15 protein-coding genes and 1 pseudogene are annotated in these 14,182 nt (G+C 59.5%); 12 read left to right on the top strand and 4 right to left on the bottom strand.

Annotated features, from left to right (window positions below; translation table 11 throughout):
• Positions 1 to 55 precede the first annotated feature (55 nt).
• From coaBC to QRN31_RS31435, 5 genes and pseudogenes are all read left to right on the top strand, one after another.
• Positions 56 to 1,264 carry a bifunctional phosphopantothenoylcysteine decarboxylase/phosphopantothenate--cysteine ligase CoaBC gene (coaBC, locus tag QRN31_RS09610; protein WP_090178016.1) on the top strand — a complete coding sequence of 403 codons (1,209 nt, stop codon included), beginning with the start codon at positions 56 to 58 and terminating at the stop codon, positions 1,262 to 1,264.
• A 5-nt stretch (positions 1,265 to 1,269) separates the two neighbouring features.
• A complete protein-coding gene (gene dut / locus QRN31_RS09605) occupies positions 1,270 to 1,725 on the top strand; it encodes a dUTP diphosphatase (protein ID WP_059403885.1) in 456 nt (151 codons plus the stop codon).
• Positions 1,726 to 2,012: 287 nt separating this feature from the next.
• A pseudogene (locus QRN31_RS09600) lies at positions 2,013 to 3,386 on the top strand (phosphomannomutase/phosphoglucomutase); the annotation flags it as partial.
• A 25-nt stretch (positions 3,387 to 3,411) separates the two neighbouring features.
• Positions 3,412 to 4,317 carry an acetylglutamate kinase gene (argB, locus tag QRN31_RS09595; protein WP_045059191.1) on the top strand — a complete coding sequence of 302 codons (906 nt, stop codon included), beginning with the start codon at positions 3,412 to 3,414 and terminating at the stop codon, positions 4,315 to 4,317.
• Positions 4,318 to 4,508: 191 nt separating this feature from the next.
• Positions 4,509 to 4,712 (top strand): zinc ribbon-containing protein, encoded by a 204-nt coding sequence (locus tag QRN31_RS31435; protein WP_259154033.1) that lies wholly within the window; start codon positions 4,509 to 4,511, stop codon positions 4,710 to 4,712.
• Positions 4,713 to 4,767: 55 nt separating this feature from the next.
• Here the strand turns inward: QRN31_RS31435 and pyrE are convergent, their stop codons facing one another.
• Positions 4,768 to 5,412, bottom strand: a complete 645-nt coding sequence (gene pyrE / locus QRN31_RS09590) for an orotate phosphoribosyltransferase (RefSeq protein WP_222589024.1) — start codon at positions 5,410 to 5,412, stop codon at positions 4,768 to 4,770.
• Positions 5,413 to 5,494: 82 nt separating this feature from the next.
• Here pyrE and crc point away from each other — a divergent pair, with 82 nt between their 5' ends.
• On the top strand, positions 5,495 to 6,274 hold the full coding sequence (crc, locus tag QRN31_RS09585) for a catabolite repression control protein Crc (protein WP_007934608.1): 780 nt from the start codon (positions 5,495 to 5,497) through the stop codon (positions 6,272 to 6,274).
• Between the two features lie 176 nt (positions 6,275 to 6,450).
• Here the strand turns inward: crc and QRN31_RS09580 are convergent, their stop codons facing one another.
• A complete protein-coding gene (locus QRN31_RS09580; protein ID WP_090178001.1) occupies positions 6,451 to 6,819 on the bottom strand; it encodes a DUF4870 domain-containing protein in 369 nt (122 codons plus the stop codon).
• 27 nt (positions 6,820 to 6,846) lie between these two features.
• Positions 6,847 to 7,569: a ribonuclease PH gene (gene rph, locus QRN31_RS09575; protein ID WP_285431668.1), complete on the bottom strand. Its 723-nt coding sequence runs from the start codon at positions 7,567 to 7,569 to the stop codon at positions 6,847 to 6,849.
• A gap of 281 nt (positions 7,570 to 7,850) precedes the next feature.
• On the opposite strand from rph, the gene QRN31_RS09570 reads away from it, so the two are divergent.
• From QRN31_RS09570 to QRN31_RS09545, 6 genes are all read left to right on the top strand, one after another.
• The gene (locus tag QRN31_RS09570) at positions 7,851 to 8,714 is read left to right on the top strand and encodes a YicC/YloC family endoribonuclease (RefSeq protein ID WP_285431666.1); all 864 of its coding nucleotides are present in this window, start codon (positions 7,851 to 7,853) and stop codon (positions 8,712 to 8,714) included.
• An 11-nt stretch (positions 8,715 to 8,725) separates the two neighbouring features.
• Entirely contained in the window at positions 8,726 to 9,346 is a 621-nt protein-coding gene (gene gmk / locus QRN31_RS09565) for a guanylate kinase (protein WP_208670868.1), read from the top strand.
• Positions 9,347 to 9,514: 168 nt separating this feature from the next.
• A complete protein-coding gene (gene rpoZ, locus QRN31_RS09560; protein WP_007894670.1) occupies positions 9,515 to 9,778 on the top strand; it encodes a DNA-directed RNA polymerase subunit omega in 264 nt (87 codons plus the stop codon).
• 56 nt (positions 9,779 to 9,834) lie between these two features.
• Positions 9,835 to 11,940, top strand: coding sequence for a bifunctional GTP diphosphokinase/guanosine-3',5'-bis pyrophosphate 3'-pyrophosphohydrolase (spoT, locus tag QRN31_RS09555; RefSeq protein ID WP_090177991.1), 2,106 nt, complete (start codon positions 9,835 to 9,837; stop codon positions 11,938 to 11,940).
• 25 nt (positions 11,941 to 11,965) lie between these two features.
• Positions 11,966 to 12,346, top strand: a complete 381-nt coding sequence (gene ridA, locus QRN31_RS09550) for a deaminase RidA (protein ID WP_003229509.1) — start codon at positions 11,966 to 11,968, stop codon at positions 12,344 to 12,346.
• Between the two features lie 72 nt (positions 12,347 to 12,418).
• Positions 12,419 to 13,159, top strand: coding sequence for a hypothetical protein (locus tag QRN31_RS09545; protein WP_285431665.1), 741 nt, complete (start codon positions 12,419 to 12,421; stop codon positions 13,157 to 13,159).
• Positions 13,160 to 13,298: 139 nt separating this feature from the next.
• Here QRN31_RS09545 and QRN31_RS09540 read toward each other — a convergent pair whose 3' ends face one another.
• Positions 13,299 to 14,159, bottom strand: a complete 861-nt coding sequence (locus QRN31_RS09540; protein ID WP_285431664.1) for an SDR family oxidoreductase — start codon at positions 14,157 to 14,159, stop codon at positions 13,299 to 13,301.
• Positions 14,160 to 14,182: the final 23 nt, after the last annotated feature.

Genomic DNA, 14,182 nt, shown 5'->3' with positions numbered 1-14,182 from the left:
ATCCCTGGGGAGGGGGTATCGCCATGCAGCCACCATCGAAATGAAAGGCAGACCTATGCAGCGGCTGTATCGGAAACGCATCGTTCTGGGCGTCGGCGGCGGCATCGCTGCCTACAAGAGCGCCGACCTGGTTCGCCGCCTGATCGACCAGGGCGCTGAAGTGCGCGTGGTCATGACCCGTGGCGGCAGCGAGTTCATCACTCCGTTGACCATGCAGGCGCTGTCCGGCCACCCGGTTCACCTCGACCTGCTGGACCCGGCAGCTGAAGCCGCAATGGGCCACATCGAGCTGGCCAAATGGGCCGACATGGTGCTGATCGCCCCTGCCACCGCGGACCTGATTGCCCGCCTGGCCCAAGGCATCGCCGACGACCTGCTGACCACGCTGGTGCTGGCCACCGACGCCGTGGTCGCCATTGCCCCGGCGATGAACCAGGCCATGTGGCGCGACCCGGCGACCCAGGCCAACCTGAAAACCCTCGAGAGCCGCGACATCAAGGCTTTCGGCCCGGCCTCTGGTAGCCAGGCCTGTGGCGATGTAGGCCTGGGCCGCATGCTCGAAGCCGTCGAACTTGCCCAATGCGCGGCGGACTGCTTCAAGCGTCAGGCATTGACCGGCAAACACGTGCTGATCACCGCCGGCCCGACCCAGGAAAACATTGACCCGGTGCGCTACATCACCAACCACAGCTCCGGGAAAATGGGTTTTGCCCTGGCCGAAGCCGCTGTGGAAGCTGGCGCCCGTGTGACATTGATCACCGGCCCCGTGCACCTGCCGACCCCGGACCGCGTCACCCGCATCGACGTGGTCAGCGCTCGTGACATGCTCGCTGCCTGTGAAGCCGCGATCCCTTGCGACCTGTTCATCGCCTCGGCAGCGGTCGCGGACTACCGCCCGGAAGTCGTCGCCCCACAGAAACTCAAGAAAGACCCTACGAACGGCGACGGCTTGTTGCTACAGATGGTGCGTAACCCGGACATCCTGGCCACCATCGCCACGCGCCCCGACCGCCCGTTCAGTGTCGGTTTCGCCGCCGAAACCGAACACCTGCTCGACTACGCTGCCCGCAAGTTGAAAGACAAGAACCTCGATTTGATCGTCGCCAACGACGTCGCCAACCCGAGCATTGGCTTCAACAGTGAAGAAAACGCCTGCAGCGTGATCGACCGTGAGCTTCACGCCACACTCTTCGCCCAGACCAGCAAGAGCAAGATTGCTCGCCAGCTGATCACTTTTATCGCCGAACGTCTGAACCAGGTTTAATTTACATGCACGCTTTGCAAGCCAAGATCCTCGACCCTCGCATCGGTACCGAATTTCCGTTGCCGCAATACGCCACTCCAGGCTCCGCCGGCCTGGACCTGCGCGCCATGCTGGAAAAAGACACCGTGATCAAGCCGGGCGAAACCGTGCTGATCCCGACAGGCCTGTCCGTTTACATTGGCGATCCCGGTTTGGCGGCGCTGATTCTGCCGCGCTCCGGCCTGGGCCATAAGCACGGCATCGTGCTGGGCAACCTGGTCGGCTTGATCGACTCCGACTACCAGGGCCCGCTGATGGTGTCGTGCTGGAACCGTGGCCAGACCGACTTCAACATGGTGGTGGGCGAGCGCCTGGCCCAACTGGTACTTGTGCCCGTGGTTCAAGCGCACTTCGAAATGGTCGAAGAGTTCGTTGAAACCGAACGTGGCGCGGGCGGTTTCGGGCATTCCGGCAGCCATTGATCCCAAGTGCTCAGGCTGGGCGCCCTGCCCGGCCTGAACCTTGTCTTCGGTCTACCAGGACAACATTCTCACAAAGTTCATCTGGAAGGTTTACCGCCCAAAATCAAGGCATTGATCGGTCACTACCTCGTAAATGCAGGTGGCATGGCCTTTACACACCACGAACTCTCAGTGGAAAACGCCGTCATACCCTTCAGTTTGAGCCGGCCGACGCATTTTTCGCAGGCCTGTCCAGTCACTTTCGAGATGGAGCATTCCTACAGATGAGCAACCCAGCCCAAGTCCCACCCAAGTTTCCGGACAGCATTTTCCGCGCCTACGACATTCGCGGCACCGTCCCGGAGTTCTTGAACGCTGAAACCGCTTATTGGCTCGGTCGCGCCATCGGCGCCCAGAGCCTGGCCCAAGACGAACCGAACGTTTCAGTCGGCCGCGACGGACGCCTGTCCGGCCCTGAGCTGGTCGAGCAGCTGATCAAGGGCCTGGCGGAAAGTGGTTGCCATGTCAGCGACGTCGGCCTGGTGCCAACGCCTGCGCTGTATTACGCCGCCAACGTGTTGGCCGGCAAATCGGGCGTGATGCTCACCGGCAGCCACAACCCGTCGAACTACAACGGCTTCAAGATCGTGATCGCTGGCGATACCCTGGCCAACGAACAGATCCAGGCCCTGCATGACCGCCTCAAGACCAACAACTTGAGCAGCGGCAAGGGCAGCATCACCCAGGTCGAGATTCTCGATCGCTACAACACTGAAATCGTCCAGGACATCAAACTCGCTCGCCGCCTCAAAGTGGTGGTCGACTGTGGCAACGGCGCGGCCGGCGTGATCGCCCCGCAGCTGATCGAAGCGCTGAACTGCGAAGTCATCCCGCTGTTCTGCGACGTCGACGGCAACTTCCCCAATCACCACCCGGACCCGGGCAAGCCTGAAAACCTCGTCGACCTGATCGCCAAGGTCAAGGAAACCAACGCCGACCTGGGCCTGGCTTTCGATGGCGACGGCGACCGCGTGGGTGTTGTGACCAACACTGGCAGCATCGTCTACCCGGACCGCTTGCTGATGCTGTTTGCTCGCGACGTACTGGCGCGCAACGCCAACGCGGAAATCATCTTCGACGTCAAATGCACCCGCCGCCTGACACCACTGATCAAGGAATACGGTGGTCGTCCGCTTATGTGGAAGACTGGGCACTCGTTGATCAAAAAGAAAATGAAGCAAACCGGCGCCCTGTTGGCCGGCGAAATGAGCGGGCACATCTTCTTCAAGGAGCGCTGGTTCGGTTTTGACGACGGCATTTACAGCGCCGCGCGTCTGCTGGAGATCCTCAGCAAGGAAAAATCCACCGCGGAAGAGCTGTTTGCGACCTTCCCGAACGATATTTCTACGCCGGAAATCAATATCCATGTGACCGAAGAGAGCAAATTCAGCATCATTGATGCATTGCACGATGCGACGTGGGGCGAAGGCGCCGACCTGACCACCATTGACGGCGTGCGAGTCGACTACGCCAAAGGCTGGGGCCTGGTGCGCGCATCCAACACCACGCCGGTGCTGGTGCTGCGTTTCGAGGCCGATGACGAGGCTGAACTGCAGCGCATCAAGGACGTATTCAAAGTCCAGTTGAAGCGTGTTGCACCTGATCTCCAACTACCGTTCTGATTTGACGAAACACCCGGAGCCCTGAATGACCCTCGAACGCGAAGCCGCCGCCAACACCGCCAAGGTCCTGTCCGAAGCGCTGCCATACATTCGCCGCTATGTCGGCAAGACGCTGGTGATCAAATACGGCGGCAACGCGATGGAAAGCGAGGAGCTGAAAACCGGCTTCGCCCGCGACATCGTGCTGATGAAAGCCGTGGGCATCAACCCGGTGGTGGTTCATGGCGGCGGCCCGCAAATCGGCGATCTGCTCAAGCGTCTGTCGATCGAGAGCCACTTCATCGATGGCATGCGTGTGACTGACGCGCAGACCATGGACGTGGTGGAAATGGTCCTTGGCGGTCAGGTCAACAAGGACATCGTCAACCTGATCAACCGTCATGGCGGCAGCGCTATCGGCCTGACCGGTAAAGATGCCGAGCTGATTCGTGCGAAAAAGCTCACCGTGACTCGCCAGACGCCGGAGATGACCCAACCGGAAATCATCGACATCGGCCAGGTCGGCGAAGTGGTCGGCATCAACACCGACCTGCTGAACCTGCTGGTCAAAGGTGACTTCATCCCGGTGATCGCGCCGATCGGCGTCGGCGCCAATGGCGAGTCGTACAACATCAACGCTGATCTGGTAGCCGGTAAGGTCGCCGAAGCGCTGAAGGCCGAGAAGCTGATGCTGCTGACCAACATCGCCGGCCTGATGGACAAGTCGGGCACGGTCCTCACCGGCCTGACCACCCAACAGGTCGACGAACTGATCGCCGACGGCACGATCTACGGCGGCATGCTGCCGAAGATCCGTTGCGCACTGGAAGCGGTACAGGGCGGCGTGGGCAGCTCGCTGATCATCGATGGTCGGGTGCCAAATGCGATTCTGCTGGAGATCTTCACCGATACCGGCGTGGGTACTTTGATCAGTAATCGCAAGCGTCCCTGATTCAAGAACGACAAAAGACCGCAGTCTTCGCCGGCACCTACACAGAAGTACGAATATTCTGTAGGCGCTGGCGAAGTCTGCGGTCTTTTTTATGCGGGCCGGAAACCTCCTACCAGACTCAGCGAAACTTCCGACATCGTGCCAGCATCAATCCGCATAGGATCTTCCCTGTATCCACAGGAGAGTTACCCATGCAAAAAGATTACGTTCCTTACGGCAGTGATGTTTCAGCAGGCACCTTTGAATGTGTGGACTGCGGGCATCGGTATTCGAATCAGGCAAAGACCTCGATTCCACCCTGCCCTCAGCGCCTTAAATCAACGCACACGCGAAACGGATGGAAAGTTCTGACCGGTCAGGGCGACGCGGTGAAAGACCCATATCCAAACAGGTAAAGCGAAGTTTCGTTTTTCCAATGAAAAAAGGCCCTGTTCTCACAGGGCCTTTTCTTTAGACGCCGAACTGTGCTCGGTAAGCTTCTACGGCAGGCAGGTGCTGCTTGAGCTGCGGATCATCCGCCAGGAATTCCAGCACCTGGTTCAGCGACACAATACTGATCACCGGAATGCCAAAGTCGCGCTCCACTTCCTGGATCGCGGACAGCTCGCCATTGCCACGCTCTTGACGGTTCAAGGCGATCAGCACGCCCGCCGCCTTGGCGCCATCCTGGGAAGCGATGATCTGCATCACTTCACGGATCGCGGTGCCGGCAGTAATCACGTCGTCGATGATCAGCACATCGCCGGTCAATGGCGCGCCAACCAGGCTGCCGCCTTCGCCGTGGGCCTTGGCCTCTTTGCGGTTGAAGCACCAAGGCAAATCACGGTCATGATGCTCGGCCAACGCCACCGCAGTGGTCGCCGCCAACGGAATGCCTTTGTACGCCGGGCCAAACAGAACATCGAACGAAATACCACTTTCGACGATGGCCGCCGCGTAGAAACGACCCAGCTGTGCAAGGGCCTTTCCTGTGTTGAACAGGCCGGCATTGAAGAAGTAAGGACTGGTGCGTCCGGACTTCAGGGTGAACTCACCGAAGCGCAAAACGCCGCGATCGATGGCAAAACGAATGAAATCGCGCTGATACGCTTGCATGAAAAAAACCCCAAATACCACGGATTTAGCTAATTAGGTTGACGCCGTGTATCATACACGCACGCGATTTTTGGGGCCATTTATGCGGATCATCAGTGTGAACGTCAATGGTATTCAGGCTGCAGTGGAGCGAGGGTTGCTCAGTTGGCTGCAAGCACAGAATGCCGACGTCATCTGCCTGCAGGACACCCGCGCCTCCGCCTTTGAACTGGACGATCCAGCCTTCCAACTGGATGGCTACTTCCTTTATGCCTGCGAAGCCGAAGTTCCCGCCCAGGGTGGCGTGGCTTTGTATTCGCGGTTGCAACCGAAGGCAGTCATCAGCGGTCTCGGGTTCGAGACGGCCGACCGCTACGGGCGCTACCTGCAAGCCGATTTCGATAAGGTCAGCATCGCGACCTTGCTGCTCCCTTCGGGGCAGAATGGCGATGAAGACTTGAACCAGAAGTTCAAGCTAATGGACGACTTCGCCCGTTATCTGGATAAACAGCGGCGCAAACGTCGCGAGTACATTTACTGTGGCTCGCTGTACGTGGCGCAACAGAAGCTGGATATCAAGAACTGGCGCGACAGCCAGCAATCCCCGGGCTTCCTGGCACCTGAACGCGCCTGGATGGACGAGATTGTCGGCAACATGGGTTATGTCGATGCCCTGCGCGAAGTCAGCCGTGAAGGCGACCAGTACAGCTGGTGGCCGGACAACGAACAGGCAGAAATGCTCAATCTCGGCTGGCGTTTCGACTATCAGCTGCTGACCCCAGGCTTGCGCCGTTTTGTTCGCAGCGCACGCCTGCCACGTCAGCCGCGGTTCTCGCAGCACGCGCCGCTGATCGTGGACTACGACTGGACGCTGACGATCTAAGCGTCGTTTCGCAGACACAAAAAAGCCGACATCGCTGTCGGCTTTTTTGTGCGCAATGATTTGCTTCCTGTGGGAGCGGGCTTGCCCGCGATGAGGCCGTCACAGTCAACAGATGTGCTGCCTGCCAGATCGCTATCGCGGGCAAGCCCGCTCCCACAGGGAATCTTTGCTGGCTATTATTTGATCAATCGCCAGGTGAACGGATACCGATACGGCACCCCTTCATTGGCTTTCACGCCTGCGATGATCGTCAGCACCAACGCGCCAATCGCCACCAGACCAAACAGGAAGAACCCGATGATCACCACCATCAGCAGGAAGCAGATGGCGGAGGCAATGGCGACGGTGATCTGAAAGTTCAGCGCCTCCTTGCCCTGTGCATCGACAAACGGGTCCATCTCGCGCTTCATCTGCCAGAGAATCAGCGGGCCGATCAACGTGCCAAATGGAATCCAGATCCCCAGCAAGGCGGACAGGTGACAAAACATCGCCCACTGCCGAACATCTTTGCTCGGGATGGGAAGCAGCTGCTGCTCGTCACTCATGGTGTCCTCCTTGCGTGGAACATCCGATCAGTCGGCCAGTGCGGCCTTTTGCAGTTCGAAGATCTCGGTCATGCCTTTCTTCGCCAGCTCCAGCATAGCGTTCAGCTCTTCCGGCTGGAACGGTGCGCCTTCGGCAGTGCCCTGGACTTCGATGAAGCCGCCGGTGCTGGTCATCACCACGTTCAGGTCGGTCTCGGCAGCCGAGTCTTCCAGATAATCGAGGTCGAGGACCGGCTCGCCCTGGTACATGCCAACCGAAACGGCAGCGATCATTTGCTTGAGCGGGTCGCCGCCTTTCAGGCCGCCACGCTTCTTGATCACTTTCAAGGCATCGACCAGCGCAACCATGGCGCCGGTGATGGACGCGGTGCGGGTGCCGCCGTCTGCCTGAATCACGTCACAGTCGACGTAAAGGGTGACGTCGCCCAGCTTGGACATGTCCAGGGAAGCGCGCAGGGAACGACCGATCAGACGCTGGATTTCCAGGGTACGGCCGCCTTGCTTGCCGCGACTGGCTTCACGCTGGTTACGCTCGCCGGTGGCGCGCGGCAGCATGCCGTATTCGGCGGTCAACCAGCCCTGGCCGTGGCCTTTGAGGAAACGCGGCACGCCATTTTCAACACTGACGGTGCAGATGACTTTGGTATCACCGAACTCGACCAGCACAGAACCCTCGGCGTGTTTGGTGTAGTTGCGGGTAATGCGGATCGAGCGGAGCTGATCGGCAGCGCGACCACTTGGACGTTTCATAGGGAATACCTGTACTGGGGACGGAAAACTGCCGAGCATTATAGAGCCGCCGGCGAAGACTGGGCACGTCTAAAAAATCTGCCCGACGATTGAAGGCCCTGATCAGAGCTTAGGACACCGCTTTACCGACGGCCTGCAGCCCTTTGTCACGCCGTGTGTTTGGGCGCATCCGCCCCACTGCGCTACAATCCTGCGCCTTTGCTGCCTCTGGGCTTAAATTCATTTAGATCAGGTCTGCGAAACCTTTGGTAACGCATGAACCTGCATTGCGAGGTACCTCCATGGTGCACAGCATGACCGCCTTCGCCCGTGTCGAAAAAGCCGGCGCCCAAGGCACGCTGAGCTGGGAACTGCGCTCGGTCAACAGTCGCTACCTGGAGCCGCACTTGCGTCTGCCGGAGTCGTTTCGCGACCTCGAGGGCGCCGTACGCGAAGCGCTGCGCCAGGGTATATCCCGAGGCAAACTTGAATGCACCCTGCGCTTCACTGAAGAAAACACTGACAAGCCACTGCAAGTGGACCGCGAGCGCGCCGCCCAATTGGTCGCCGCCGCCGAGACTATCGCCGGCCTGATCAAGAACCCGGCCGCGCTCAATCCACTGGAAGTCCTGGCCTGGCCTGGCGTGCTGGTAGGCGATGCGACCGACCCGCAAGCCTTGAACGCCGAGGCACTGGCACTGTTCAACGAAGGTTTGAAAGAACTCAAGGCCGGCCGCGAGCGCGAAGGCGCGGAGCTGGCACGGCTGATCAGCGATCGACTGACCGCCATCGAAGCAGACGTTGTCACCTTGCGTGAACTGGTGCCGCAAATGCTCGCGACCCAACGCCAGAAAGTCCTCGACCGCTTTGCCGACATGAAGGCCGAGATGGACCCGCAGCGGCTTGAACAGGAAATGGTCATGCTCGCGCAAAAAAGCGACGTCGCCGAAGAACTGGATCGCCTGAGCACTCACATCATCGAAGTTCGCCGGGTGCTCAAGTCCGGTGGCGCTGCCGGTCGGCGCCTGGACTTCCTGATGCAGGAACTCAACCGCGAAGCCAACACACTGGGCTCCAAAGCCTTCGACCCGCGCAGCACCCAAGCGGCGGTCAACCTCAAAGTGTTGATCGAGCAGATGCGCGAACAAGTGCAGAATATTGAGTAAGGCAAACAGACATGACCCACAGCACCGGCACCCTGTACATCATTTCCGCCCCTTCGGGCGCGGGCAAGAGCAGCCTGGTCAAGGCCCTGACCGACACCAATCCGGAGATCCGCGTATCGATTTCCCACACCACCCGCGCCATGCGTCCGGGTGAAGTGGACGGTGTGAACTACCACTTCGTGAGCCGCGAAGCGTTTGTGAAGATGGGCGAGCACGGCGATTTCCTGGAGCGCGCCGAAGTATTTGGCAACTTCTACGGCACCTCGCAAAGCCATCTGCAGCAGACGCTGGACGAAGGCCACGACCTGATTCTGGAAATCGACTGGCAAGGCGCCGAGCAAGTGCGCAAGCTGATGCCTCAGGCGCGTTCGATCTTCATTCTGCCGCCATCGCTGCAAGCCTTGCACCAGCGCCTGACCAACCGCGGCCAGGACAGCGACGAGATCATTGCTGGCCGGATGCGTGAAGCCGTCAACGAAATGAGCCACTATGTCGAGTACGACTACCTGATCATCAATGACGATTTCTCCCACGCACTGGATGACCTGAAGGCGATTTTCCGCGCCAATCAATTGCAACAGAAGCGCCAACAGGTGCGTTTCGGCATGTTGCTGGCTGAATTGCTGGGCTGAAACAGCACTTCCCAAAACCGCTGCAAGGGCTTTACATTGGCACTTGCAGCGCGTTGAAGGGCTTGGTCAAAAAATCAGCGCTTCCCTAAACGCTGGTGATTTTTTAAACTGTTGAGTCCGCTCGCCCAACCGGGCAGCGCGCATATTGCATTCGCTCCGAGGAATACCATGGCCCGCGTAACCGTTGAAGATTGCCTAAACCACGTGGAAAACCGCTTTGAGCTGGTCATGCTGTCTACCAAGCGTGCCCGTCAATTGGCCACCGGCGGCAAAGAGCCCCTGGTTCAGTGGGAAAACGACAAGCCTACCGTTGTAGCGCTGCGTGAAATCGCTGAAGGCCTGATGAGCTACGAGTTCATCGCCAATGCTGAAATCGTCGAAGACGAACCGCTGTTCGCAGCGTTCGAGGACGAGTCCAACGAGGCCGTCTAAGCCATGCCTGGTCGACGTAGCACGGCGCGGGGTCACAGCGAACGGCAGGATTCATCATGCCGAGCATAGACGCCCTCGCCGATCGCTTATCGACCTACCTCGGCAAGGACCAGGTCAATCTGGTCCGCCGAGCGTACTTCTACGCCGAACAAGCCCACGACGGCCAACGCCGCCGCAGCGGTGAGGCGTACGTCACGCATCCTCTTGCGGTGGCGAACATTCTTGCCGACATGCACATGGACCATCAGAGTTTGATGGCTGCAATGCTGCATGACGTGATCGAAGACACCGGTATTGCCAAAGAAGCGCTGCAAGCGCAGTTCGGTGAAACCGTGGCCGAACTGGTCGATGGGGTCAGCAAACTGACCCAGATGAACTTCGAGACCAAAGCCGAAGCTCAAGCCGAAAACTTCCAGAAAATGGCCATGGCCATGGCCCGCGACATTCGCGTGATCCTGGTCAAGCTGGCTGACCGCCTGCACAACATGCGCACGCTGGAAGTCCTGTCTGGCGAAAAACGCCGACGGATCGCCAAGGAAACCCTGGAAATCTATGCGCCCATCGCCAACCGGCTGGGCATGCACGCCATCCGCATAGAATTCGAAGACCTCGGCTTCAAGGCCATGCACCCGATGCGTTCCGCGCGGATCAACCAGGCGGTCAAACGCGCCCGGGGCAACCGCAAGGAAATCGTCAACAAGATCGAGGAATCCCTCAGCCACTGCTTGGCCATCGATGGCATTCAGGGCGAGGTCAGCGGTCGTCAGAAACACCTCTACGGCATCTACAAGAAAATGCGCGGCAAGCGTCGGGCCTTCAACGAGATCATGGACGTTTATGCGTTCCGGATCATCGTCGACAAGGTCGATACCTGCTATCGCGTGCTGGGTGCTGTGCATAATTTGTACAAACCGTTGCCGGGGCGTTTCAAGGATTACATCGCCATCCCCAAGGCCAACGGCTACCAGTCGCTGCACACCACGCTGTTCGGCATGCACGGTGTTCCGATCGAGATCCAGATCCGCACCCGTGAAATGGAAGAGATGGCCAACAACGGCATCGCTGCCCATTGGCTGTATAAATCCAGTGGTGACGAGCAGCCCAAAGGCACTCACGCTCGCGCCCGGCAGTGGGTCAAGGGCGTGCTGGAAATGCAGCAACGCGCCGGCAACTCGCTGGAATTCATCGAGAGCGTGAAGATCGACCTGTTCCCGGACGAGGTCTACGTGTTCACCCCCAAAGGCCGGATCATGGAGCTGCCAAAAGGCTCCACGGCGGTCGACTTCGCTTACGCGGTGCACACCGACGTGGGCAACAGCTGCATCGCCTGTCGGATCAACCGTCGTCTCGCACCGCTGTCCGAACCGCTGCAAAGCGGCTCCACGGTCGAGATCGTCAGCGCACCTGGCGCACGGCCGAACCCGGCGTGGCTCAACTTTGTGGTCACCGGCAAGGCGCGCACGCACATCCGCCACGCGCTGAAACTGCAACGCCGTTCCGAATCCATCAGCCTGGGCGAACGCCTGTTGAACAAGGTGCTGAATGGCTTCGACAGCTCGCTGGAGAAAGTCCCGGCCGAGCGCGTCAAGGCGATGCTCACCGAATACCGCCTGGAACTGATCGAAGACCTGCTCGAAGACATCGGCCTGGGCAATCGCATGGCTTATGTGGTCGCCCGCCGCCTGCTCGGCGAAGGCGAACAGTTGCCAAGCCCGGAGGGCCCGCTGGCGATTCGCGGCACCGAAGGTTTGGTGCTCAGCTACGCCAAGTGCTGCACGCCGATCCCGGGCGACCCGATTGTCGGTCACCTGTCGGCAGGCAAAGGCATGGTTGTGCACCTAGACAACTGCCGCAACATCAGCGAAATCCGCCACAACCCGGAAAAATGCATCCAGCTCTCGTGGGCCAAGGATGTCACCGGCGAATTCAACGTCGAGCTGCGCGTCGAGCTGGAGCACCAGCGTGGCCTGATCGCCCTGTTGGCCAGCAGCGTCAACGCGGCCGACGGCAATATCGAAAAAATCAGCATGGACGAACGCGATGGTCGTATCAGCGTGGTCCAACTGGTAGTCAGCGTGCACGACCGCGTGCACCTGGCCCGCGTGATCAAGAAACTGCGCGCACTGACCGGGGTGATTCGCATCACCCGCATGCGCGCGTAAGCCAACCTATTACAAGGAGTCATTCATGACCAAGACTGTTATCACCAGCGACAAGGCCCCGGCCGCTATCGGTACTTACTCCCAGGCGATCAAGGCTGGCAACACCGTTTACATGTCGGGCCAGATTCCTCTGGACCCAAAAACCATGGAACTGGTTGAAGGCTTCGAAGCCCAGACCGTCCAGGTGTTCGAGAACCTCAAAGCGGTCGCCGAAGCGGCTGGCGGTTCGTTCAAGGACATCGTCAAACTGAACATCTTCCTCACCGACCTGAGCCACTTCGCCAAGGTCAACGAGATCATGGGCAAATACTTCGACCAACCTTACCCTGCCCGCGCCGCCATCGGCGTAGCAGCCCTGCCAAAGGGTTCGCAGGTCGAGATGGATGCCATTCTGGTCATCGAGTAAATGCGTACGGCGCAGCCTTTTGAGGTTGCGCCTACCGATCTTGTAAAAAAAGGGTTCTGAAAGGATTCCAAAATGCGCAAAGCGCTAGCTCTCTCGCTGGTTGCCCTGTTCTTGGGCGGCTGTGCCAGCAATCCGGCCGATCGTGATATCAGCGGCACCTGGATCAATCAGGCCGCAATCGACGCTGCGGCCAAAGGCGGTCCCCTGCGTGAAGCGCTCCAGGCCTATGGTCCGAACCTTGAGTGGAACGTCAACACCAAGGCCGCTCAGGCTCGCTACACCAACGGTTTTGAAAATGTCGAAGGCAAGCTGCTGGGTGAAGAGTCCGGCGGATGGAAAGTCGACTTTTATGGCAGCTCCGCGAGCGAGCTCAAGCGAGACGGCAAGCGACTGAACCAGGCCGCCAACGACAACGAACCGGAGCAGGTCTTTGAACGTGCGCTGATTCAGGTGCCGGACGGCGCACCGATTGGCGCCAGCTTCGAACGTGCGCTGTACACCGCCTACATGGGCGGCAGCTGGAAAATCGTCAGCGGTCCGGGCGAAGGCAGCTCCGTGCAATTCCAGGCCGATGGCCAGGTTGCCGGTCTTCCGGGGGCCGATCGTTACGCCTTGTGCCTGGCGGGCGACTGCGCCTCGATGAGCGGCGGCAACGACAACATGTGGCTGCAACTCAGTGGCCAGGGCAATACCTGGATCTTTGCGCGCAAGGGCAAGGAGCTGGAAATTCTGCAGGCTGTGAATACCGCACAGGCAGATGAAATGCCTCAGTTCACACCCGGCGAGCGCAAGTGGTTGCTGGAAAAGCAGTAACCCGGCCCTGAAGCCAATAGATAACCCTGTGGGAGCGGGCTTGCCCGCGATAGCGATGCATCAGCCACCGTTGATAGTGACTGGTCTGACGCCATCGCGGGCAAGCCCGCTCCCACAGTTGTTTTAGGGTGTATGGAAGTCAGCAGCGCCCTTCGAGAATCGCAGCGTAGCCTTCGCGATAACTCGGATACTTCGGAGCCCACCCCAAGGCCTTCGCCCGTGCGTTACTGCACTGCTTGCTGCCAGTACGGCGCACGCTTGCATCTTCAGCCCATTCGGTGACACCCAGATATTCGCGCAACCAGCCCACCACTTCCGCCAGTGGCGCAGGCGCATCGTCGACACCGATATAGACATCATCCAGCGCCACGCCGCGTCGATCCGCCTCAAGCAGAAACGCCATGAGTCCCGCCGCGTCATCGGCGTGAATGCGATTGCCGTACAGCGGCGGATCAACGGCCACGCGATAACCGCGCCGAACCTGGGTCAGCAGCCATTCGCGGCCAGGGCCGTAAATGCCGGTCAAGCGCACGATGCTGGCCGGGATGCCGCTGTTGAGCGCAATTTGCTCGGCCTCCAGCATCAAGCGACCGGAATAGCCGGTCCCCGCCTCAGCCGGCGAAGTCTCGTCCACCCACTCGCCATCCTGCTGGCCATACACACTGCTGCTGGAAACAAACAGCAGACGATTGGGCACCTGACCATAGTCGTCCAGCCACTCCAGCACATGTTGCAAACCTTCGACATAAGCGGCGCGGTAACCGGCTTCATCGTGATCCGTAGCGGCCGCGCAATACACGAGGTAATCCACCGCACCAATGGGCCAAGTCTCGGGACAGTCCTTATTGAACAAGTCGCCGGCAACGCCAATGACCCCCTCGGGCAGACGTGAGATGTCACGCCTCAAGCCATGAACCTCCCACCCGGAGGCCAGCAATTGCGTGGCCAGACGACTGCCGACATCACCACAGCCGGCAATCAAAACAGAAGGCGCGGACATCAAGAAACTCCTCTTGGAAAGCC

Source organism: Pseudomonas sp. fls2-241-R2A-110, assembly GCF_030209165.1.
Classification (GTDB): Bacteria; Pseudomonadota; Gammaproteobacteria; order Pseudomonadales; family Pseudomonadaceae; genus Aquipseudomonas.
Note: the sequence above shows the minus strand (reverse complement) of the source record. Positions and strands in the feature narration are given on the sequence as shown.